Source organism: Streptomyces sp. Y7 (assembly GCF_043195415.1).
Classification (GTDB): Bacteria; Actinomycetota; Actinomycetes; order Streptomycetales; family Streptomycetaceae; genus Streptomyces.
This window is the reverse complement of record NZ_JBIDDQ010000002.1, coordinates 77078-97564: the sequence shown is the minus strand read 5'-3', so window position 1 is coordinate 97564 and position 20487 is coordinate 77078. Positions and strand designations below refer to the sequence as shown.

The 20487-nt window shown below is 68.1% G+C and carries 21 protein-coding genes and 5 pseudogenes; 16 read left to right on the top strand and 10 right to left on the bottom strand.

The features are described 5' to 3' along the window. Nucleotides 1-403 precede the first annotated feature (403 nt). Complete coding sequence (locus ACGFW6_RS06335) at nt 404-1429, bottom strand: alcohol dehydrogenase (protein ID WP_393505282.1); 1026 nt, start codon at nt 1427-1429, stop codon at nt 404-406. After that, nucleotides 1426-1572 carry a hypothetical protein gene (locus tag ACGFW6_RS06330; protein ID WP_393505280.1) on the bottom strand — a complete coding sequence of 49 codons (147 nt, stop codon included), beginning with the start codon at nt 1570-1572 and terminating at the stop codon, nt 1426-1428. Before ACGFW6_RS06330 ends, ACGFW6_RS06335 begins: the two co-directional genes overlap by 4 nt. A gap of 379 nt (nt 1573-1951) precedes the next feature. Between ACGFW6_RS06330 and ACGFW6_RS06325 the strand changes: the two genes are divergently transcribed. Beyond that, nucleotides 1952-2617, top strand: a complete 666-nt coding sequence (locus tag ACGFW6_RS06325; protein WP_393505278.1) for an HAD family hydrolase — start codon at nt 1952-1954, stop codon at nt 2615-2617. A 743-nt stretch (nt 2618-3360) separates the two neighbouring features. On the opposite strand, the gene ACGFW6_RS06320 is transcribed toward ACGFW6_RS06325, so the two are convergent. Beyond that, nucleotides 3361-3747 carry a hypothetical protein gene (locus ACGFW6_RS06320; RefSeq protein ID WP_393505276.1) on the bottom strand — a complete coding sequence of 129 codons (387 nt, stop codon included), beginning with the start codon at nt 3745-3747 and terminating at the stop codon, nt 3361-3363. Nucleotides 3748-4061: 314 nt separating this feature from the next. Here ACGFW6_RS06320 and ACGFW6_RS06315 point away from each other — a divergent pair. Further along, a pseudogene (locus ACGFW6_RS06315) lies at nt 4062-4547 on the top strand (hypothetical protein). Here ACGFW6_RS06315 and ACGFW6_RS06310 read toward each other — a convergent pair. Beyond that, a pseudogene (locus tag ACGFW6_RS06310) lies at nt 4540-4740 on the bottom strand (IS110 family transposase); the annotation flags it as partial. The pseudogenes ACGFW6_RS06315 and ACGFW6_RS06310 overlap by 8 nt on opposite strands. Before the next feature lie 110 nt (nt 4741-4850). Then, nucleotides 4851-5930, bottom strand: a complete 1080-nt coding sequence (locus tag ACGFW6_RS06305) for a glutamate--cysteine ligase (RefSeq protein ID WP_393505274.1) — start codon at nt 5928-5930, stop codon at nt 4851-4853. Between the two features lie 350 nt (nt 5931-6280). On the opposite strand from ACGFW6_RS06305, the gene ACGFW6_RS06300 reads away from it, so the two are divergent. Beyond that, the gene (locus ACGFW6_RS06300) at nt 6281-6757 is read left to right on the top strand and encodes a potassium channel family protein (protein ID WP_393505272.1); all 477 of its coding nucleotides are present in this window, start codon (nt 6281-6283) and stop codon (nt 6755-6757) included. 272 nt (nt 6758-7029) lie between these two features. Here the strand turns inward: ACGFW6_RS06300 and ACGFW6_RS06295 are convergent, their stop codons facing one another. Next, nucleotides 7030-7794, bottom strand: a complete 765-nt coding sequence (locus ACGFW6_RS06295) for a helix-turn-helix domain-containing protein (RefSeq protein WP_393505270.1) — start codon at nt 7792-7794, stop codon at nt 7030-7032. Between the two features lie 252 nt (nt 7795-8046). Between ACGFW6_RS06295 and ACGFW6_RS06290 the strand changes: the two genes are divergently transcribed. Next, nucleotides 8047-8712 (top strand): DUF4097 family beta strand repeat-containing protein, encoded by a 666-nt coding sequence (locus tag ACGFW6_RS06290; protein WP_393505269.1) that lies wholly within the window; start codon nt 8047-8049, stop codon nt 8710-8712. 45 nt (nt 8713-8757) lie between these two features. Further along, nucleotides 8758-9637 (top strand): annotated as a pseudogene (locus tag ACGFW6_RS06285) (IS5 family transposase). Nucleotides 9638-9650: 13 nt separating this feature from the next. On the opposite strand, the gene ACGFW6_RS06280 reads toward ACGFW6_RS06285, so the two are convergent. Both ACGFW6_RS06280 and ACGFW6_RS06275 read right to left on the bottom strand, forming a co-directional pair. Further along, a complete protein-coding gene (locus tag ACGFW6_RS06280) occupies nt 9651-9842 on the bottom strand; it encodes a hypothetical protein (RefSeq protein WP_393505267.1) in 192 nt (63 codons plus the stop codon). Between the two features lie 169 nt (nt 9843-10011). Next, nucleotides 10012-10107: pseudogene (locus ACGFW6_RS06275) on the bottom strand (TetR/AcrR family transcriptional regulator); the annotation flags it as partial. Nucleotides 10108-10216: 109 nt separating this feature from the next. Here ACGFW6_RS06275 and ACGFW6_RS06270 point away from each other — a divergent pair. From ACGFW6_RS06270 to ACGFW6_RS06245, 6 genes are all read left to right on the top strand, one after another. After that, nucleotides 10217-11548 (top strand): lanthionine synthetase LanC family protein, encoded by a 1332-nt coding sequence (locus ACGFW6_RS06270; protein ID WP_393505265.1) that lies wholly within the window; start codon nt 10217-10219, stop codon nt 11546-11548. Nucleotides 11549-11871: 323 nt separating this feature from the next. Then, nucleotides 11872-12564 carry a hypothetical protein gene (locus ACGFW6_RS06265; RefSeq protein ID WP_393505263.1) on the top strand — a complete coding sequence of 231 codons (693 nt, stop codon included), beginning with the start codon at nt 11872-11874 and terminating at the stop codon, nt 12562-12564. 1151 nt (nt 12565-13715) lie between these two features. Next, nucleotides 13716-14141: a hypothetical protein gene (locus tag ACGFW6_RS06260; RefSeq protein ID WP_393505261.1), complete on the top strand. Its 426-nt coding sequence runs from the start codon at nt 13716-13718 to the stop codon at nt 14139-14141. A gap of 52 nt (nt 14142-14193) precedes the next feature. Continuing rightward, nucleotides 14194-14403, top strand: coding sequence for a hypothetical protein (locus ACGFW6_RS06255; RefSeq protein WP_393505259.1), 210 nt, complete (start codon nt 14194-14196; stop codon nt 14401-14403). Between the two features lie 12 nt (nt 14404-14415). Next, nucleotides 14416-14751, top strand: a complete 336-nt coding sequence (locus ACGFW6_RS06250; protein ID WP_393505257.1) for a hypothetical protein — start codon at nt 14416-14418, stop codon at nt 14749-14751. A 128-nt stretch (nt 14752-14879) separates the two neighbouring features. Then, complete coding sequence (locus ACGFW6_RS06245; protein ID WP_393505255.1) at nt 14880-15551, top strand: ISL3 family transposase; 672 nt, start codon at nt 14880-14882, stop codon at nt 15549-15551. A 63-nt stretch (nt 15552-15614) separates the two neighbouring features. On the opposite strand, the gene ACGFW6_RS06240 is transcribed toward ACGFW6_RS06245, so the two are convergent. Continuing rightward, nucleotides 15615-15746 (bottom strand): hypothetical protein, encoded by a 132-nt coding sequence (locus ACGFW6_RS06240; RefSeq protein WP_393505253.1) that lies wholly within the window; start codon nt 15744-15746, stop codon nt 15615-15617. A 29-nt stretch (nt 15747-15775) separates the two neighbouring features. Here ACGFW6_RS06240 and ACGFW6_RS06235 point away from each other — a divergent pair, with 29 nt between their 5' ends. From ACGFW6_RS06235 to ACGFW6_RS06225, 3 genes are all read left to right on the top strand, one after another. After that, complete coding sequence (locus ACGFW6_RS06235; RefSeq protein WP_393505251.1) at nt 15776-16393, top strand: transposase; 618 nt, start codon at nt 15776-15778, stop codon at nt 16391-16393. Nucleotides 16394-16450: 57 nt separating this feature from the next. Next, nucleotides 16451-16888: a DUF4259 domain-containing protein gene (locus ACGFW6_RS06230; RefSeq protein ID WP_393505249.1), complete on the top strand. Its 438-nt coding sequence runs from the start codon at nt 16451-16453 to the stop codon at nt 16886-16888. Nucleotides 16889-16984: 96 nt separating this feature from the next. Beyond that, nucleotides 16985-17167, top strand: coding sequence for a hypothetical protein (locus tag ACGFW6_RS06225; RefSeq protein ID WP_393505247.1), 183 nt, complete (start codon nt 16985-16987; stop codon nt 17165-17167). 62 nt (nt 17168-17229) lie between these two features. Here ACGFW6_RS06225 and ACGFW6_RS06220 read toward each other — a convergent pair whose 3' ends face one another. Further along, nucleotides 17230-17775, bottom strand: coding sequence for a hypothetical protein (locus tag ACGFW6_RS06220; protein ID WP_393505245.1), 546 nt, complete (start codon nt 17773-17775; stop codon nt 17230-17232). Between the two features lie 230 nt (nt 17776-18005). Between ACGFW6_RS06220 and istA the strand changes: the two are divergent. Together istA and istB are read left to right on the top strand one after the other, a co-directional pair. Continuing rightward, a pseudogene (gene istA, locus ACGFW6_RS06215) lies at nt 18006-19609 on the top strand (IS21 family transposase). After that, nucleotides 19606-20370, top strand: a complete 765-nt coding sequence (gene istB / locus ACGFW6_RS06210; protein WP_393505243.1) for an IS21-like element helper ATPase IstB — start codon at nt 19606-19608, stop codon at nt 20368-20370. The pseudogene istA and the gene istB overlap by 4 nt, the downstream one beginning before the upstream one ends. Nucleotides 20371-20487 lie beyond the last annotated feature (117 nt).

Here is a 20487-nt window from a genome sequence, read left to right as displayed (position 1 = left end):
GCCGTGAGCAGGGCGTTCCGCCGGCGTGTCCCAGCGGCGTCGGACTCCGCCAGTGAGGGCTGGGAATCCTGGGCCTGCCGCCGGCTCCGACGAGGTATGACTTGGATCGGTCGATCGGTTCAACCGGCCAATGGGGCCGTCGAGGACTCCGCCTGCGGGACGTGCGGTGAGCGTCTGATCAAGCCGCCCGCCACGGAGAGGAGCGCACCCCCTGACGTGGGGGAGGAGGGGCGGGATGAGGCGGCCCGAAGTTCCAGATGGTCGCGGCGTCACCCAACGTCCGAAGCATCCGTGGCGCCGGTGAGGTTGTTCGAGGGTCTATGGCAGCAACTTGCTCCAGCGGGTCAACAGGCGTGCAGGATCGGTCGGGAAGCCGTGGATCACAGCAACCGCGGCCCCAGGCTTAGCCGGTGGTGAGTACCATCCGGAAGCGCGCGGCACCCGACAGCATCTTCTGGTAGGCCCCGTCGGCCTCTGCCAGCGGCAGCGTCTCCACCATCGGGCGAATGCCGTGCAGAGCGCTGAAGGCCATGGTGTCCTGCACATCCTGCGCGGTGCCGGACGGGTGGCCACGTACGATCTTGCCGGGCATGATCAGCTGGAGTGGGCTGATTCCCAGGGCGTCGGTGCTCACTCCGATGACGACGAGTTCGCCGCGGTGCGTCATGCCGTCGACCGTTGCGGCGATGGCGTCGGAGCTTCCGGCTGTGGCCAGTACGGCCTTGGCGCCGCCCAGGGACTGCAGGGCCTCGGCGACCGGTGTCGCCTCCGTGCTGTCGATGTAGTGGTGGGCTCCCAGTTGCTTGGCGAGCTCGGCCTTCTCCTGACCTCGGGCGATGGCCACGGTTTCGAACCCCATGGCAGCCGCGTATTGCACCCCGAGGTGACCGAGACCGCCGATGCCCAGCACGGCCACGAGATCGCCGGGCCGGGCGGAGCTGCGCCGCAGGCCGTTGTACGTCGTGACGCCCGCGCAGGCCATGGGGCCGGCGTCGGACGCTGTGAGGCCTTGGGGGATCCTGGCCAGGGCGTCGATTGGCGCGATCATGGTCTCGGCGAAGCCGCCGTCGTAGGTGTAGCCGGGGATCTTGAGGGTGTCGCAGACGATGAAGTCGCCCTGGCGGCAGGCTGTGCAGTGGCCGCAGCTTCCTCCGAACCAGCCCACGGTGACCCGGTCTCCTACGTTCCAGTTGTGTGCCTCGGCTCCTTCGCCGAGTTCTTCGATGCGCCCGGCGGCCTCGTGGCCCGGAACGAGCGGGAACTGTACGCCGGGCATGCCGGCGCTGACGAAGACGGCGTCACTGTGGCAGATTCCGCATGCCTCGATGGCAATTCGTACGTGGCGGGGGCCGGGTCGCGGTATCTCGCGTTCGACGATGTGAAAGGGCCCGTTCGCGGTGTCGACCTGGGCAGCTCGATAGGTGTTCATGCGCTTCTCCGATGGGTGACGGCGGCGATCGTCGGCAGTGCGGTGATGTGCAGCGCTTCATGGAGGGGGTTGCGGAACACCAGCCGGGTGACGGGGCTGATCATCGCCACCGCAGCAGGCCGGATGCCTTCAGCATTCGTCACCGCGGTGATGGGGTCTGTTGTGCCGCCCTGACAGGGTTCCCAGCGCCCGTCTGAGCCTGGCCCGGCTCCGCGACGGGCCTGAAACAAGTATCAGGCGGCTACGACATGCACGCACCGGGAGAGGTCACTAGTCAGCGGCCGGGTGGGGATCTTGGTGACTCAGGCGGGTGCCGGGCTTCTCGGACTGCGCCAGGTGCCAGGAATGCGTACGGCTGCCGTCATCGTCGAACGGGGCGACGGTCTCAATGATGGCGGCCCGTGTCCAGGTGACGGCCCAGGGCCGCCATCCTGAGTGGGGCCTGGAAGTCTGCCCGATCACGCCCGGGGACTCCTTCAGGTCACGCCGTGTGCGCACCTCGTTGGTGGGTAGCCGGTGGGCGTGACCAAATCCGTGATCGCCGTCCTCGATATCGATGGCACGCTCATCGACTCGAATTACCAGCATGCGCTCGCTTGGTATCGCGCACTGCGCTCACTGGGCGAGACTTTTCCGGTGTGGCAGCTGCACCGGCTGATCGGGATGGGCGGGGATCAGCTGGTCACGGCTGTGGGAGGGGAGGATCTGGAGCGTCGGGTGGGCGAGCAGGCGCGCGAGCGGCAGGGCAAGGAGGCCGATGCGCTGCTGGAGGAGATGGCGCCGTTGCCCGGTGCTCGTGACCTGCTGGTGGCCGTGAAGGAGCGCGGTCACAGGCTGGTACTGGCCAGCTCCGGTCAGCAGCGTCATGTGGACGCTTTCCTGGACAAGCTGGATGCTCGTGGCATCGCCGACGACTGGACCAGCAGCGCGGATGTCGAGTCCTCCAAACCGGCGCCTGATCTGCTGCAGGTGGCGCTGAAGAAGCTGGGTGCTCCGCCGGACGCGGCGAGTGTGATGGTCGGTGACTCGGTCTGGGACGTGGAGGCGGCCAAGAGGGCCGGGATGCCGGCGATCGCCGTCCGTTCCGGCGGCTTCGGCGACGATGAGTTGCGGGAGGCCGGCGCCATCGCCATCTACGACACGCCGGGCGATCTTGCGAAGGTGCTCGGCGATACGCCACTCGCGTAGGCCGCCGAAGGGCTCTCGGGCAGGGGCGTGGCCGTGGTGAGTCGACGCCCCCGCCTCCGCAGGTTCATTCCGGGAGAGGGGCAGCGACCCCGTCCATGGGATTGACGGTCGAGGGACCCCGGCTCGGGAGCGGGTATCGGAAGCGGCCGGAGCGCTGTGCGTCGCGGCCGGCCTACAACAGCCCAGGTGGAAACCATGCGCTGTCAGTGCCGCTGAGTACAGTCTTCCCATGGATCATGAGGGGCCTGGAGACGTACGGCAAGCGTGGGGCCGGGTGACGGCATGGCTTGAACAGCATGCCCCTGACGCTGTCGCTGCTCTCGGCGGTCCGGGGAGTCAGGCAGCCATCTGCGCAGCCGAATTGCGCATGGGCTGCCTAAGGCTGCCGGAGTAGCTGCGGCAGTGGTTGCTGGCAAACCACACGAAGCATCACGGCGAGCGCCGGGTCCGACGGTGCCGCTCACAGCCAGTAGTTGATCGCGGCTATGAGGACTGTCTCGCTTCATAGCGGCGTCGAGTTTGTCGTACCTGGTGGCAACGGCCCGGTGACTCTTGAGGAGGGTTGATGCGGCACTCGACCGGGTGCCTGGCTTCGTGGTCCTCCCAGTCGAACTTCGGCGGACGACCATCGCAGGAACCGCGCTCCTAGTGGTGGCGGGCCTGCGGTGCTCAATGCGTTGTCTCAGCAGGTGGTATCGGTGCCGGTCGTCGCGGGTCGGGGTGATTGCCGACTTCGTCGGGATCTAACCGGGGCGGCGCCGGGAGGGTGGGTCCTGGGGGTCGACGCCGGTTACTGCTGAGGCGTCCTTGGTACCGCTGGGGCGTTGGGAGCGGCCGCGCCGTCCCATGTCCCGACGGCCCTTCTCGTCCCCGTCGGCGTGCTCCTCGCCCCTCGTGCTGCTGCTCTTGACCGTGTCGCCCGGTACGGGCTTCGTCTCTTCCTTGGATTTCGTCCGGCCCGGGCCCTTTCCGCCACCGTATTCGGCGGTGCGGAATGAGCGCTCGGCGCTCGGGTTGTCCTGCTGACGGGTCTCGTCCACGTCAGTGGCCCAGCCGTGCTGCCCGGTGCCCCGGTGGCGGCTGGGGCCCTGACCATGGGTCGGCTCTGATGCGCGTGGTTTCTTCGCCATGGGGTGACCTGCCTTCGACGAGAGGCGGTGTCGATGTAGGCATCCGCCTTTGCTTGTTCCTCGCCGCCGAGTGCCCGACGATATGAGCGATATGCCCGTATATTGAAAGTTCGTGTGCTGGGACGCTTTGCGCATGCTCGACTACGACGAGGCGTTGCGGATCACGGTCCCTTCCTGTTGACCTTGTGTGAGGTGTCAGCACTCTCTTGTTCTGCTCAGCAGCCTGACGCGGCGCAGCGCATCGCGGGGCCCCTATGCCATGGGTCAAGGGAATCGGTTGGGCGTCGGGTCGGCGGTCCGGGCAGTATGACGGGGTGAGTGACCTGCTGTGGGATGACGTGAAGTGTTTCTTCGACCTGGACTTGATGGGGTCGTTGCCCGACGTACGTGTCCCGAATACCTCGGTGGAAGATTGGCAGGCGATCCTGGACCTCGTGGCGGAGAAGGGCTGGAAGTGCCACTACTCCGAGGGGGAGACGGTGCTTCCCGTGCCCCGGGCGGAGGCCGTGCTGTCCCGTGCGGTGGACGCTGAGTGCCCGGACCTGCGGGTCTGGCCGACGGCCGATGTGTAGGCGATCTTCAGTTTCCATGCCGCCGACGAAGTCGACTTCGACGTCGACCTGCGGGAGTTGCAGGGCCAGGATCGACTTGATGTGTTCTGTGGCTTCCTTCGGGAGATCGGGCGGCGGTTGGGTAAGCCGGTGCTGATGGATCCGGAGGGTGAGTACTGTCATCCGGTTCTCGGCTTCGATGTCGAGGCTGATCGAGTCGTTCTCCTGGCAGACCCGCTGGTCAGGTGACGGGGGCTGACGGCCGCGATTCATGGAAGGTGCTGTCGCGGAGCATTGCGACGAGGACGTCGCCTCGGCGTCTGGCCGGGCAGAGCAGGGCTTGGGCGTGGTGCTTGCCTTGGGCGATCTTCTTGTCGTAGTAGGCCTGCGCGGTCGGGTCACCGAGCGCCGCGAACGCGGAGAGGGAGAAGGCCCGCTGCAGTGGTTGGGTTGGTGCGGCCCGCCCCCTGGTGGCTGCTGTGAGTGGTTTCGCCGCATGCGCGCCCCGGCGGCCGCGCCGCGTCCCGGTGGCAGGCCTGTTGGGTTGGGGTTTCAGCCGGCGATGAGGTCGGTCACCGCTTGGAGCCCCCCATCGGCGAGTGCGGCGCGCTGCTGGTCGGCGCCGGTTCCCTTGTCGAGGAGCTGGTGGGTGAGGGCTGTCACGTGTGGGGTGTCGCCGGCTGCGTCGAGTGCGGGGGTGATGTGGTGGAGGAGTTCGGACACCACGTCCGCGGCTGGGCGGGTGTTGCCCTCAAGGTCGACGAGCGTGTCACTGAGTCCGTGCCGGGCGGCGTGCCACAGGCTGGCCCGCAGCAGTTCAGGGGCGGATTCGGGGGCTGGGGTGCCGGCGTTCAGCGCCCTGAGTTCCGTGGTGACTAGGGCGCGGATGAGGCCCGCGAACTTCGCCGCGGTGTCGGCGTGCAACTGCACGTCCAGGCAGCGCACTTCGACGGTGGGGTAGCGGGCGGACAGGCGGATCATCCAGTAGAGCTGCCCGATGTCGGAGATAAGGCCGCTCTTGAGGAGCCGCTGGACGCGCCGGTCGTAGTCGGCGACGTCGTGGAAGTAGGGAGGCATGCCGCTGACCGGCCAGCGGCTGAAGACCACCGTGCGCCAGCTGGCGAAACCGGTGTCGTGACCGTCCCAGAGTGGTGAGTTCGCCGACATGGCCGTCAACGTCGGCAACCAGACCAGCACCCGGTTCATGACCTGCAGGCCTTCTTCGCGGCTGGGCACGCCGACGTGGACGTGCATGCCGTTGACCAGCTGCTCCGCCACCAGTTGTGGCGCCTGTGAGCGCATCGCCCGGTAGCGGGCCTTGTCCGTCACGGCCACGGGGCGGCTGTGACGCTGCGGCGACGTGCCACACGGCGCCGGCCGGCATCCGTGGCGTTCGGCCGCTGTCGCGACGGCGTGCCGCAGCCGCAGCAGATGGCCGCTGGCCTCCTCCAGGGTGTCGCACACCGGCGTGGCCACCTCGACCTGCGCCTGGAGCAGCTCGTTCTGCACTTCCTGGTCGGCCACGAAGGGCGTCAGACCAGCCGAGGCACGCACCTTGTCGGCCAGAGGTACGGGCAGGCCCGTGACCGGGTCGAGCAACAGGTACTCCTCTTCCACACCGATCGTCGTCATCGATCGCTTTCTGTTGTGCCCCGTCGCCGAGGGTCCCGATGTCACCGTGGCTGCCCCCGCGGACGGGGCGCGCTCACATGTACCGAGTGCCGCGGAAGGCGCGGAAGAAACGGGTGCCGGGACGCACACACCCGATCCGGTCACCGGCTGGGTATCCGGCGCCGCCTCCTGCTCAGCGGCGAGATGCTCTTGTCGGGGCGGTGGCGTCGGCGGCGTGTGCGGAGAGCCGGTGCAGTATGCGGCGAAACCGCGGCGGTGCGTCGGCCGGGGGCGGCTGTTCGGGTCGGGGTTCGTACGTCGCGCGGCGCGTTCTGGCGGGGCCGGCTTGGGCGGGGGAGCAGGATGGGGGGATGGTTCCCGGTTTCCTTGCTCGGGTGGTCGGGCGGTTGTTGGGCCGTCAGGGGCGTTCGCTGCACGTGAAGGCGGCTGGAGCGGCGACGGTCGTCCTCGTGGTGGTGATCCTGGCGGGTTCGGCTCTCGTCGTCTCCGCCGAGCGTGGAGCGCCGGGGGCTCGGTTGACTTCGTATCCGCGTGCGTTGTGGTGGTCGGTGGAGACCGCCACGACGGTGGGGTACGGCGATTTCTATCCGGTGACGTTGTGGGGCCGGCTGATCGCGGTGGTGGTGATGGTCGTGGGAATCACGGCCTATGGGATGGTCACTGCCGCACTGGCGACGTGGTTCGTGGGGCGGGACGAGGAGCGCCGGCACCGGCGCCTGCACCAGGCGGAGCAGGCGGTGGAGCAGGCGTACGCGGAGGTGGCTCATACGGTGCACGAGCGTTTCGATCGCCTTGAGCGCATGCTCGAGGGCGGCAGGGCGCCGTGACGCACGCGTGAGACAGGACGCATGTGCCATCGCGTTCTCGTGACGGGGGCAGATTCGGACTCAGTAGGTGTCCTGCTGCTGCCGCGTCGCGTGTGGCGGGCTGTCAGGCCGACCGGGATCTGAATCACGTCAGGGAGCGCACGTCGTCCGAGACGGGTGCGCAGGTCCGGTTCGACGGCTGTGGACCTCTGTTCGCGGGTGCTCGCAGCGTGCTGGTGAGCGCGCTCGATGGCGGCCTTTGGACCCAGAGGCCGGGACTTCGTTGGGGGTGTTCAGGCGTGGTCGGGGTGGGGTGGCTGGGTGGTGTGGTCGGGGCCGGTCGAGGGGTGGGGTGGGGTGTGGAGGACCTGGCGGGCTTGCTCGGCGGCGCGGGTGATGCTGTCGCTGATGAAGTCGAGGAAGCGGGCGATGTTTTCGAGGCGGGTGGCGGCAGGGGTGTGGGGGCCGAGGAGGGTGACGCCCTGGCGTGCGGTGGCGACGAGTTGGTCGTTCGCGCGGGCGCTGGCGAGGGTGGCTTGGTAGAAGAGTTCGTCGTCGACGATGTAGCGGTCGCGGCGGTGTTCGTCCCGTTCTCTGCGGACGAGGCTCTGGCTTTCCAGGAAGGTGATGGCCTTGGAGATGGAGGCGGGGCTGACCTGGAGGTGCCGGGCGAGCTGAGATGCGGTGAGGCTGCCCGCGTCGGTGGTGAACAGGCAGGTCAGTACGCGGGCGGTCATCCTGGGCAGGCCGGAGGCCATGAGGACGGTGGTGAGTGTCTCCTCGTATGCGGCCACGGCTTCGGCGTCGCGTCCGTGCGGCTGGGGCGCTGACTGCGGTCCTCGAGGGGCCGTAGCGCGGCGTCGGCGGGCGCGTTGCTCGGTGGCGCGGTGGGCGAGGTCGGCGCGGTAGGCGGTGGGGCCGCCGTTGCGCATGACCTCGCGTGTGATGGTCGAGGTGGGACGTTCGAGGCGCCGGGCGATCTCGGCGTAGGGGAGGCTGTCGGCCAGCCCCAGCGCGATCTGCCGGCGTTCGGACTGGGTGAGCCTGCCTCCCGGCATCTGCGTCTCCTGATGGTTCGTCGTTCGTTGTGAGGGCCCGTGGCTCCTGGCCGCTCTGACTGTAGCGTTCACTACGCGCTCATTGCAATGATCGGATCGGTGGACGTTGCGTTGCTCCGACATCCGTTGCAACGAAAAGTGCTCTCTGAGCAGTGTAAATGGTGGCTCTATGCAACGAACTCGTTGCCATGAAATGGAAAGCAACGTAGCGTTTCCAATGTCAGAAACAACGAGTGAGTGCAGGAGAAAACGATGCAGACGTTCAGCACCCCCGCCCCGATCGCCGCCGTTGTGAACATCCCGGCCGGACGACTCCAGATCATCGCCGCCGACCGCGCCGACACCACCGTCGAGGTCCTGCCCGCCAATCCCTCCAAGAGCGGCGACGTCAAGACGGCCGAGGGGACGTCGGTCGCCTACGTCGACGGCGTCCTGCGTATCGAGGCCCCCGAGCCCGGCAATCAGCTCTTCGGCTCCTCCGGATCCGTGGAGATCACCGTCCAGCTGCCCGCCGGATCCCGCGTCGAGGCGAAGGCCGCCGCAGCCGAACTGCGCGGCGTGGGTCGCCTGGGCGACATCGCCTTCGACGGTGCCTACCGCCAGATCAAGATCGACGAAGCGTCGGGCGTCCGCCTCACCGCGACCGACGGCGACGTCGAGATCGGCCGCCTGACCGGTCCCGCGGAGATCAGCACCGCCCGCGGCGACATACGGATCACCGAAGCCGTACGCGGCACCCTCGTGCTGCGCACCCAGTCCGGCGACATCACCGTCGGCGCCGCCACCGGCGTCTCGACCGCACTGGATGCCAGCACCGGCTACGGCCGCGTCAGCAACTCCCTGAAGAACGACGGCACCACCGCACTCGACATCCACGCCACCACCGCCCACGGCGACATCACCGCCCGCAGCCTCTAGGCCGTGTATCGAAAGTGGATCTCGTGATGTGAATGATCACAGTTCATGGGTCGGGGTGATCTCACGGACGGGCAGCGGGCGGTGTTGGAGCCGTTGCTACCGAAGGGGATGAGGGCGGGGCGGCCGCCCGTCTGGTCCCGGCGGCAGTTGATCGACGGCATACGCTTCCGAGTTCGGACCGGGGTTCCGTGGAGGGACGTCCCCGTCGAGTACGGACCGTGGGGCCGGGTCTGTGACCTCTTCCGCAGGTGGCAGCGGAACGGAACCTGGCAGCAGATCCTTACCGGGCTCCAGTCCCTGGCCGACGCGAAGGGTGCGATCACCTGGGACCTGAGCGTCGACTCCACGGTCTGCCGCGCCCACCAGCACGCGGCCGGAGCCCGGTGGCAGGGCGGCCTGCGGAAGGAACCACCGGGCGGTGTCTTCGCCGAGCCCGGAGACCATGGACTGGGACGCTCACGCGGCGGGTTCACCACCAAGCTGCACCTCGCCGTCGAACAGGGCCAAAAGCCCATGTCGATCGTGATCACGGCCGGGCAGGGAGACACGGGGACTCGCCGCAGTTCGAACCGTACTGGAGAAAGTCCGCGTGCCTCGCATAGGGCCGGGCCGGCCACGTGTCCGTCCCCGTCGGGTGCGCGCCGACAAGGCGTACGCCTCCCGCAGAAACCGCGCTTTCCTGCGGCGCCGCGGAATCCGCTGCACCAACCCCGACAAGGCCGACCAGGCACGCAACCGCCAGAAGCTCGGCTCCCGCGGCGGCCGACCACCACGTTTCGACCCGGCCGACTACCGCAAGCGCCACGCGGTCGAGTGCGGGATCAACCGCCTCAAGTGGCACCGCGCCGTCGCCACGCGCTACGACAAGCTGGCGGTCCGCTACGAGGCGACCGTCCTGATCGCTGCTATCAACGAGTGGCTGTGATCGGCACCCGTTGCTAGAGCTCGTCGTCCTGGGCCGGCTCTTCCCAGCGAATGCTGCGCAGCACAAGGTCGGCGTCCATGCCCGACGGGACATCCAAGCCGGTCTGGAACCAGACCGCGGTGAGAGCGGAACGGTGCAGGACCGGGTTGAGCTCAGGGGCGACCGCTGTCGAGAGGAAGGCGCCGATGCAGGCCACGGAAGGCATCACCTCAACGGGGCCGAAGGCGCCGGCAGCCTGGTCCGGGTACTCGCGGGAGGGGGGAACCGCATGGACCGGCGTGGAGGGGAACGCAGTTCAGCCTGCCGCTGGAGACTCCTGACCTTCATGTCATTGTCGGGCTTGCACGGGTGGCCCTCCAGCATCCCTCCTTAGGTCGAACGAGTTCGGTGATCAACTCGTCGCGGCCGGCGAAGTAGCGGTAGAGCGCGTGCCCGCTCCTACCCGTCTGTTGGGCGACCGCGTTGAGAGCGCGCGGGCACACCGGCCGCGGAAGCCGGTACCCAGGGCCGCCGGAACCGACAGACCAGCGACACCCCGCCGAACGGGCCTGCTCATCCGGGGGGTTGTAGCGTGACCGGATGAGGAGCGACGTATATCGGGACGTGGGCGAGGCCGCCTGGTCGTGGGTGCTGGACCACGTGCGCGAGGCCGAGGGCCCATGGCTCGTGCAGGCGGTGGTGGAGGGCGGTCCGGATACCGTGTCGCCGCCACAGGACCGCGATTCGCTGTACGCGGGGATCGCCGGCTTGGCCCCGGTGCTGGCCGAGATCGCGCGGTACCGGGAACTGAGCGCGCGGGAAGCGGCACTGGCGACCGGCATCGTGACCAGGCTGTCGGCACAGGCCGGGCAGCGAACGGAACCCTCTCTGTACGACGGCCTCGCAGGCGACGCGATGGCGCTCAGACTGCTCGCCCCGGGCGAGGAAGCGGTGGCACTGCGGCGGCTGGCCGCCCTGGCGACCGGCGACGGATGGAAGACCACCCTCGATTTCGAGCCGGGCTCCGACGCGCCCCTCACCGACGTCATCATGGGGACCGCGGGGGTCGTGATGACGGCGGTCTGGGCGAAGAGCGAGTTCGCAGAGGCGATCGCGACGACGGGAGGCGAGGCGCTGCTGCGGGCGGCGGACCGTACGGAAGCGGGCCTCGACTGGGGCATGACGCCGGGGAGGCCGTCGAGGGCACCGAACTACTCGCACGGAACCGCTGGCATCGCTGCCGCACTGGCGGTCGCGGGCACCGCCCTGGACCGTCAGGACTTCATCGAGGCCGCGGTGGAAGGTGCCCGGCACGTCCTCTCGGTGGGGTCCTTGGAGGACGTCGGTTTCGTCGTCCCGCACACGATCCCGCCGTCGAAACGGGAGGTGGAACCGGTGACGTACACGTGGTGCCACGGCCCGGCGGGCACCTCGCACCTGTTCACCGCACTGGCGCACGCAGGGGTCGCCGAGGTGGCGGGCCATGACGTCGACGAACTGCGGCACCGCTGTATGACCTCGATCCTCACCTCGGGCCTGCCGCAACGCCTCCGTCCCGGCTTCTGGGACAACGACGGCCGCTGCTGCGGAACGGCAGGCGTCGGAGACGTCCTGCTGGACGCCGCCCAGGACTGCCGGGCGCCGCAGCGGAGGCAGACCCTGCTGCGGGCCGCGCACCGGATGGGCGATGCGCTGGTCGACCGGGTCATCATGGATGATGCGGGCGCCCGTTGGCGCTTTCTGGAACACCGCGAGGACCCGCCGCTGCTGCCGCCCCAGACGACGTGGATGCAGGGCGCGGCAGGCATCGCGGCCTACCTTCTGCGCCTCGCCCGGTACGGCGAGAGCGGCCCCGACGCCCCGGTCGTGGACCGCCCGGACCAGTGGTGGGCCGTGCCGGCGCACCTGCGGAGTACTCGCACGGACTCATGAGCGGATTCACTTCCGACACACGGCCTGGAAGCGACGATGCGCGCCCCCATCCCCGCAGCGCCAGGACCATCCCGCGGGCCTGCCACGACCGAGACGGCCGGGCCGCCGAACACCGGCGACCCAGCCGTCTCACTTCTCCCCGACCAGCCTCACGCGCCCACGCGCCTGTCCGCCCCCCCATGCCCCGTTGACTGAACGAAGCCTGGAGATTGCCCAGTTCAGTGGGCGGATGGAGTCATTGGGCACTACGTTCACCGGTCGTGATGAAGGATGCTCCCCGACGAGATTTGGCAGCCCTGGCGGTTCCCCAGTGGGGTCGGCTGATGGAGACCGGCAACCGGTACGAGCCGTACCGGCTGATCGATCCCGACGGAGCGGCCGTCGAGCCGGTCGCCGTCTACTTCCAGGAGTTGCTGGCGGCAGGGAAAGCGTCGTCAACGGTTCGCTCCTACGGGATGGATCTGTTGCGGTGGTGGCGGTTCCTGCGGGCCGTGGATGTTCCCTGGGATCGGGCGACCCGCCGGGAAGCCCGGGATTTGAGCTGCTGGATCCAGCAGACCGTCAAACCCAGGAAGGTCAAGGCCCAGGGGCCGCGGGCGGTAGGGGAAGCCGGTGCCGCGAACCCGGTGCCCGGGAAGCCGTCGGCCGGATCCGGGTACGCTCCGGCCACCGTCGTGCACAGCGAGACGGTCCCGCGCCGGTTCTACGACGTACACCGCGATGCGGGGACCGGCCCGCTGCTCAACCCGTTCCCGCTGGATCTTGCCCGCCGCTCTGGACGGGCTCACGCGCACCACAATCCGATGGCCGGCTGGAAGCCTGAGCGCGTGGGCTGGTACTGGCCGAGCCTGCCGCGGCGAATCCCGCGTTCGATTCCGGAAGCATGGTTCAACAAGCTGTTCGCGGCGCTGCCCTCCAACCGCGACCGGGCCTTGGTCGCCTTCTGGATCACCACCGGCGTACGGGCTTCGGAACTGATCGGCATGCGTCAGCGCGATGTCGACCCTGGCCAGTAGTTGATCAGCGTGGGGCGCAAGGGCTCGCGGGCGGTCCAGCAGGTGCCAGCATCTGCGGAGGCTTTCGTATGGCTGCGCCTCTACCAGCAGGAGGTACAAGGCCAGGTTGTGCGAGGCCGCACCCAGCCGGTGTGGTGGACACGGCGAGATCCGATCCGACCCCTGACCTAGCACGGCGCCCACTGGATGGTCGAGCGTGTCAACGCCTCGCTCGGCGCCGACTGGACCCTTCATGACCTGCGGCACAGTGCGGCCGCCCGGATGGTGCGCGACCCGAAGCTGACGCTGTCAGACGTGCAGTGGGTGCTCGGACACGCTCACCTGTCCGCCACGGAGGTCTATCTGACGCCGCACAAGGACGAGGTCGTGGCCGGCGTGCTGGCGCATCACGCACGCCAGGCCCGCACCGAGCATCCAGCCGGTGCCACCGCCGCCAGCACCAAGCTACGATCCGGCGTCGCTGGAGGTCTTGTTCGGGCGCTCGTCATGACGGCCGTCGTCAAGCACACGACGCGCAAGCCGTTGGAGATCACGAACCCGAGCGCGGAGCAGGCCAAGGCGCGAAACAGCCGACTGCGGGAGCAGTTCCCGGCTCGGGCGTCACAACGGTGGTGGCCCCAGACCGCGCAGGCGTCTGAGGAGACGTTGCGACACCTGACGATGGCGCCGTTCCTTCCGGTGGCGAACGGCACCCGAGCGGGACGCCGCCGCGGGGTGATCAAGTTGCTGCGCTGGCTGTCGAGCCGGCCCGGGGATACCTGGCAGCAGCGCTGGATGGCCACGGGAGCCGAGGAGTTGTCCGGAGCCGCCTGGGTGGAGATCCCCAAGCGGTGGCTGAGCGAGCACGGGCCCTCATCGTCGCATGACCGGGAGGACCTGGCCTCTGGGCTGCTCATGCTTGTCTGCGGAGACGTCATTCGTCCGGCTCTGCCGTGGATGCTCACCCGCTCGCACCGATATCTCGCTTCTGTGATGGACGAGACCCGGGACCCGCATGGATTCGCGCGCCTGCGCCAGCTGGCCGCCGCCGGGCCGTCTCGGCATGCCGACCTTCGCCGACGTCGCCATCCGCACCACCACTACGTCGACGGACCAGCACCGTCCCTGGAATCCATGGTCGCCACGAAGCTGAACTGCCTACGCTCCAACCCATGCGAACTGTCTTCGTGTTTCCCGCAGGTGAGCGAGCTGCGACCGTCGCCTCGCTCAATCGGCATCTGCCCGAGCAGCGCAAACCATGGACTCTGGACGGCAACCTCTACATCGACATCGACGATGAGCAGACCGGCTACCTCTTCTCCGATTGGGATCCCGAGGATGTGGCGATCCTCGAAGCGGCCGTCGGACATCACCCCACTTGGGCGGTGCGGATCGACATCTCCGGGCGGATCGACGGCACCGCAGAGGTTCACCGAATGATCGCGCTGCTGCTTGAGCATGGAGGCGTGGCAACGGACGACTACACCCCCCACCCTTGGACCTTGCCGGAAATCCTGTGTGGAGCGGTGATCGACGGCCTGCGGTTCTTCGACTTCCGCGGCTACCACGAGCTCAACCGCGAGCACGGGCGCTCCTGACTCTGTCCGCCGCTCCCTCCTGCGCCCCGACCCCGCCCAGCGCGGCCGCCTGGTGGAGATCCGCGACAACCTCCTCGACCGGATCGCCGAAGCCGAGAAAGAGGGTTGGCTCGGCAAAATCGAGGGCCTGCGCGTCAGCCTCGCCGGCGCCGAATCCAGAATCGACCAGATCGACTTCGCGCCCGGCAGCGTGGCGATCAACCTCGGCATGTCGTGCAAGGCCCCGGCCAACCCGCCCAGAAGGAGGGAGCAGGGTCGCTGAGACAATCGCGGGATGATCAGCAATGAGATCCGGTTCGATTGCCAGCACCGTGGCGACAGGGGTCCGCTCGTGGTCGTCCCTCACATCGACGGAGCACCACTCACCGAGCTGATCGATGAGTACGAGATCGCGGCCGGGATGCAGCCTGCAGGTGATGCCTACGGTGGTCTGATTCCGGAGCTCTTCCGGTTCGGCCCGATGCAGGACCACTTCCTCGGACTGTCCACTAGCGCGATGGGGCCGAAGACCGGGTCTGGCGCAAGTTCCGTGCGACGACAACGCGTTGTCACTGTTGATCTTGTGTCACGTGATTCGGAAGTCGCCTTGATTTGCTCCTCGTTCGGCTGACGGGGCCGACATTCGGTCGCCGTGAACGAGGTGTCGCGCAAGCTGCAAGAGGTGCTGCTCCCGAAGGTCTCCGGAGTCGCGGTGGTGTCGGTCGACGCGGACGGCGAATCGATGCGCATCGAGGCCCGGTGCACAGTGGCTGGTGCGGCCTGCCCGGTGTGCGGCGGCTGGTCGGAGAAGGTGCACAGCTCCTATCTGCGGTTTCGGCGGACCTGCCCAGCGCAGGCCAGCACGTCGTCCTGGCCCTGCGTGTCCGGCGGTTCGTCTGCAGCACGCGATCGTGTCCACGCAGGACGTTTGTGGAGCAGGTGCCAGGGCTGACCCGTCGTCATGGCCGAGTCACCGCGCGGCTGCGTGCGGCGATGGGCACGATCGGGCTGGCGCTGGCCGGCCGGGCCGGGGCTCGGCTTGCAAAGCTGATGGGGATCATGACGAGCCGCAGTACGCTGCTGCGCCGAGTGGTGGACCTGCCCGACCCGCCCGCGACGGAGCCGAGGGCGGTCGGGGTGGACGACTTTGCCCTGCTGCGTGGCCATGTCTACGGAACCCTCGTGGTCGACGCCGAGACCCACCGGGTCCTCGATCTGCTGCCCGAGCGCGACGCCGCCACCCTGGCCCCGTGGCTGAAGGCCCATCCGGGCATCGAGGTCATCTGCCGTGACCGCTCAGGCGCCTACGCGGACGCGGCCGCCACCGCCGCGCCCCAGGCTCTCCAGGTCGCCGACCGATTCCATCTGTGGCAGAACCTCACCACCGCGGTCGAAAAGACCGTCGCCGCGACACCGCTCCAGCCTGCGTGACCTGCGACCGGCCGCCCCGGAACCGGAACCGGCGTGGGAGACACCCGCCTCGCTCGGCCCCAGTCAGGAGGACGACGGAGACCCGGTCGGCAAGTTCGCGGGCGAGCCCGCGTCCACCACGCCCTCGTCCATGAACTCCTGGACCAGGGCATGGGCCTCCGGCACATCGCCCGCCACCTGGGCTGGGGACGGCACACCGTCCAGCGGTACGCCCGCGCCGCACAATGGCAGGACATGGTCAAGGGCCGCAAGCGCCAACGCCCCAGCAAGCTCGACCCTTCAAGCCTTACCTCGAACAACGCTGGGCCGAAACCGACGGGAATGAGACGATCCTCGACCTCTACCGCGAGATCACCACCCGTGGCTTCCGCGGCCACTACTCCACTGTCCGCGACTGGGCCCGGCGTGACCTGCCCCGGCAGGAGGGCTTCACGCCCGCCCCGCCACCGCCGTCGGTGCGGCAGGTGACCGGCTGGCTCACCCGGCATCCGGCCACCCTCACTGAGGAGGAGAGACTGCACCGCAAGGCCGTGCTCGACCGCTGCCCCGAACTGGCGACCGCGGCGGACCTGACCAGTTCGTTCGCCGAGATGCTCACCACGCTCAGCGGCACGCGCCTGCCCGGCTGGATCGCCCGGGCGTCCGACGCGAACCTGCCTGGCATCAGCAGCTTCGCCGTCGGCCTACGCGCTGACTTCGATGCCGTGACCGCCGGGCTGACCACCGACTGGAACTCCGGTCCGGTCGAAGGAGCGGTCAACCGGATCAAGATGCTCAAGCGGCAGATGTTCGGCCGCGCCGGCTTCGGCCTCCTCCGCAAACGGGTCTTGCTCACCTCCTGAGCGCGTCGTCAGTGGCGCATGCGACGATCCCGGGGCAGCACACGGGAGGAGATCACCTTGGGGACCTGGGACGTCGGCCCCTTCGACAACGACGACGCCGCGGACTTCGCCATTGCCTTGGACGAGGCCGCCGTGGACGAACGCGAAAGTCTGGTCCGCAGCGTGCTCACACGCGCTGCCAACGCCACGGGCTACCTCAGCACACCCGACGCCGAGCTGGCCGTGGCTGCCGCGGCCCTGGTCGTCGCCCAATACCCGGGTGGTGAACCAGCCTGTCCGAACTACGGCCCTTCAGAAGCAATGCCGGAGTTCCCCGCCGACTTCAAGAAGCTGACCGTCGACGCCCTGGACCAGGTCGTCGCGGAGTCCTCCGAACTTGCCGAGCAGTGGGACGAAGCTCCGAAAGGCCCCCAATGGCGGCAGGTGATCACACACCTGCGCGATGTCCTCGCCCCTCGGATCCCGCCACAGAAGGAAATTCTCTTTGACATCTGACCGATAGCGCACAGTCACCAACCACAAGAACTGAGCCAGACCCCGAAGACCCCCGTCCTCGGTTGTGAATGCGGTGAGTGGGGCTGCTGGCCGCTCATGGCCCGCATCGCCGCGACAGCGGCTCTCGTAACCTGGGAAGCCTTCGAGCAACCCCACCGCAAGACCCGCGACTACGTGGTATTCGGTCCGTTCCAGTTCGACCGCCACCAATACGATGACGCCTTGCAGGTGTCGACGGTCAGCGTTTTCCCCATCGGTGACCGCTTTCGCGTCAGGTAATTCCCCACCCGCGCGGTCACGTTTCCCCAAGGGGACGCTGGTCTCGCGGCACCTGAGAGTTGTCAGCTGAGCGTGCGGGGCCCACGTGCGACGAGCGGGCGGCTGTCGTCTTCGGGCAGGACAGCGAGAAATCGCCAGGCGCCGTCCTCCACGCGGGCAAGGCCGATGCTCATGGCGGTGTTGAAGGCCTCGACGGCGGCCTCGGTCCCCTCAGTCAGCGAGTCCAGGCCTGCGTAGTGTCTGGCCAGCTGAGAGGCAGGACCTCGGAGCCACAGGCCCACTTTCGCCCCTTTGCGCAAGGCGGCGAGGAGGTCGTCGCGGGTCTGTCCCGGGTCGGCGTCCTGGAGCCTGTCGTGAAGTCGCTCCTGAGCGCACGGCTTTGTCGGAGCCGCTTGGGCTTGCTGGCGGCAATCCAGACAAGCCTGCGCTTCTGCTGGTTCGAAGAGGTGCATATAGCGGGTGACCTGCTGCTCCGGAATGCCGCAAAGCGTCCCGCTCTCGGCCATCGCGTGGTCGATGCCAGGAACGTTGGTCAGCTCGCCGGCGCCGAAGCTGGCTGCCTCCCGTGCGGTCGCGAAGGACCAGCCGTCATCAGCGTCATGAGTCACGCGAGCGAGCATGCCACAGCCAACTTCCCTGGTCAGCCCTGTTTCACGGCGAGGACGTTCCCGCATTGGGTGGTTTGAACACCAATGAGGCCTCCGCCCGAGTCGTTCAGGATCCCCTTGGGCATGTCCGCGCCGGGTTGAGGGTCCTGACCATCGCGGAGGCGTCACGTCCCTCGACCGGAAGGCCGAGAGATCGGCGGACATTCCGGATGGCAAGGAGAACATTCAAGGTGGTCGACGTCGTCGAGATCTACGTCCATTGATATGCGGGCCGTTCGAAGAACCAGCTCGCGGCCTCGCTGGGGGTGGACCGCAAGACGGTCAGGAAGTATCTGGCGCCGGCGGAGGAGGCCGGGATCATCCCAGGCGGGCCGCCGATGAGCGAGGCGGACTGGGCAAAGCTGCTCAAGGTCTGGTTTCCGGAGCTGGCGAGCCGCCGGTTGAACCAGGTGACATGGGCGGAGATCGAGCCGCACCGCGAGTACGTCAAGGGCCTGCTGGGGACCACGACGGTTACCACGATCCACCAACGCCTGCGGGATGGGGGGAAGCTGACGGTCTCGCTCTCGACGTTCCGCCGGTGGGTGACCGAGAACCTGCCAGATGAGTCCACTCGGTCCCGGGTGACGGTGCTTCGTGACGACGTGGAGCCAGGCTCGGAGGCTCAGATCGATTACGGCTTCCTTGGCCAATGGATCAACCCGGCCACCGGGAAAAGGCACCGGATCTGGGCGTTCGTGATGGTGCTGCCCAGCTCACGGCACATGTTCGTGCGGCCGGTCATTCACATGGACCAGCACGCCTGGACCCAGGCCCACATCGAAGCGTTTCGGTTTTTCGGGGGCGTCCCGCGCCGGCTCGTGCCGGATAACCTGCGCACGGCGGTGGATCGGCCGGACCTCTACGACCCGAAGATGAACAAGTCGTATGCCGAGCTCGCGACCTACTACGGCACGCTGGTCGACCCGGCCCGCGCGGCGAAGCCGAAGGACAAGCCCAGGGTCGAACGACCGATGCCTTACGTTCGAGACTCGTTCTGGAGCGGGCGGCAGTTCACCTCGGTCGAGCAGATGCAGTCCGAGGCCCTGACCTGGGCGAGCGGGACAGCCGGTCGCAGGCGGTGCCGGCCGCTGGGAGGGGCCTCGCCGCTGGCAGTGTTCGAGGCGGTCGAGTCGGTGGCCCTGCTGCCGCTGCCGGACAAGCCGTTCGTGCTGGCCCGCTGGTCGAGCGCGACCGTGGGCCCGGACATCCACATCAAGGTCGGCCGCACCCTCTACTCGGTGCCCTGGAAACTGATCGGCCGCAAGGTCGACGTCCGCTCCACCGCGACCATGGTCCAGGTCTTCCACGACGGCGAGCTCGTCAAGACCCACGCCGCCATTGACCAGGGGAAACGCACCGATCCAGCCGACTACCCGCCGGAGAAGATCGCGTTCCAGATGAAGACGCCGATGTGGTGCCCTTGCCAGGCGTCCGAGATCGGCGATGCCTGCCGAGAGGTGATCGACCAGCTGCTGGAGGTCAACGCGCTCTACCGGCTCCGCAGGCCCAGGGAATCCTCGGCCTGCGGAAGAAGTACGGCGACCATCGCCTGGAGGCTGCCTGCACCAAGGCGATCACGGTCGGCGACCCGTCCTACCGCACTATCAAGGGCATCCTGATCGCCAGCACCGAGACCGATCCCGAGCCGGAGACCGGCGACGCCGGCGCCGCGGCCTTCCTGCATGGCCCCGAGAGCTTGTTCGCAGCCAGGATCCCCTCCCAGATCTCGGACGAACTCCACGACGACCCCGGCCACGATGACACCGACGCCGCCGAGGAGGCCACTCGATGAGCGTGCTGGACACCGCCCTGCGTGAATCGCTCAAAACGCTCCGGCTGTCGGGGATGCTGGAGACCCTGGATGCCCGCCTGGCCCAGGCCCACGGCGGCGAGCTCGGGCACCTGGACTTCCTCCAGGTCCTCTGCCAGGACGAGATCACCCGCCGCGAGACCGTCGCCTTCCAACGACGTCTGACCCGGGCGAAGTTCGAGCAACAGGTCACTCTGGAGGAGTTCGACTTCACCGCATCGTCGAAACTTCCCGCTGCCCAGATCCGCGACCTGGCCGCATTGCGTTGGCTCCACGCCGGAGAGTCGGTGATCTCGTTCGGTCCGGTCGTGGTCGGCAAGACACACGTCGCCCAGGCCCTCGGTCACCTCGCCGTCCGTCAGGGCGCCAACGTCCGGTTTGCGAAGACCAGCCGGATCCTGGCCGAGCTCGCCGGCGGCCACGCGGACCGCACGTGGGACAAGCGCATGCGCGAGCTGATCCGCCCCGACGTCCTGATCCTCGACGACTTCGCCATGCGCCAGCTGACCGCGGCCCAGGCCGACGACCTCTACGAACTCGTCTCCGAACGTCAGGGACGCTCGCTGATCATTACCAGCAACCGGGCGCCCAGCGACTGGTATCCCCTCTTCCCGAACCCCGTCGTCGCCGAGTCGCTACTGGACCGGCTCATCAACACCAGCCACCAAGTCATCATGAACGGACCCAGCTACCGCCCGAACAAGCGCCCGAGGAACCCCGTCGACAAGCCGACAGCCAACTGATCACGGCACCCAGGGGTTGGGGAATTACGTGACCACAACCCCTGGGGAATTACGTGATCGTCCACACCACCGGCCCCCTCTGCGATCCGGATGGACCACACCCGAACCCCCGGCACG

What these genes read in the sequence shown, in the direction of transcription:
- ACGFW6_RS06225 (WP_393505247.1), top strand. Translation starts at nt 16,985, where the DNA reads ATGGCCCGCATCGCCGCGACAGCGGCTCTCGTAACCTGGGAAGCCTTC.
- ACGFW6_RS06305 (WP_393505274.1), bottom strand. Translation starts at nt 5,930, where the DNA reads ATGACGACGATCGGTGTGGAAGAGGAGTACCTGTTGCTCGACCCGGTC.
- ACGFW6_RS06265 (WP_393505263.1), top strand. Translation starts at nt 11,872, where the DNA reads ATGGAGACCGGCAACCGGTACGAGCCGTACCGGCTGATCGATCCCGAC.
- ACGFW6_RS06290 (WP_393505269.1), top strand. Translation starts at nt 8,047, where the DNA reads ATGCAGACGTTCAGCACCCCCGCCCCGATCGCCGCCGTTGTGAACATC.
- ACGFW6_RS06295 (WP_393505270.1), bottom strand. Translation starts at nt 7,794, where the DNA reads ATGCCGGGAGGCAGGCTCACCCAGTCCGAACGCCGGCAGATCGCGCTG.
- ACGFW6_RS06280 (WP_393505267.1), bottom strand. Translation starts at nt 9,842, where the DNA reads ATGCCTTCCGTGGCCTGCATCGGCGCCTTCCTCTCGACAGCGGTCGCC.
- ACGFW6_RS06250 (WP_393505257.1), top strand. Translation starts at nt 14,416, where the DNA reads ATGATCAGCAATGAGATCCGGTTCGATTGCCAGCACCGTGGCGACAGG.
- ACGFW6_RS06320 (WP_393505276.1), bottom strand. Translation starts at nt 3,747, where the DNA reads ATGGCGAAGAAACCACGCGCATCAGAGCCGACCCATGGTCAGGGCCCC.
- ACGFW6_RS06335 (WP_393505282.1), bottom strand. Translation starts at nt 1,429, where the DNA reads ATGAACACCTATCGAGCTGCCCAGGTCGACACCGCGAACGGGCCCTTT.
- ACGFW6_RS06235 (WP_393505251.1), top strand. Translation starts at nt 15,776, where the DNA reads ATGGCAGGACATGGTCAAGGGCCGCAAGCGCCAACGCCCCAGCAAGCT.
- ACGFW6_RS06270 (WP_393505265.1), top strand. Translation starts at nt 10,217, where the DNA reads ATGAGGAGCGACGTATATCGGGACGTGGGCGAGGCCGCCTGGTCGTGG.
- ACGFW6_RS06300 (WP_393505272.1), top strand. Translation starts at nt 6,281, where the DNA reads ATGGTTCCCGGTTTCCTTGCTCGGGTGGTCGGGCGGTTGTTGGGCCGT.
- istB (WP_393505243.1), top strand. Translation starts at nt 19,606, where the DNA reads ATGAGCGTGCTGGACACCGCCCTGCGTGAATCGCTCAAAACGCTCCGG.
- ACGFW6_RS06260 (WP_393505261.1), top strand. Translation starts at nt 13,716, where the DNA reads ATGCGAACTGTCTTCGTGTTTCCCGCAGGTGAGCGAGCTGCGACCGTC.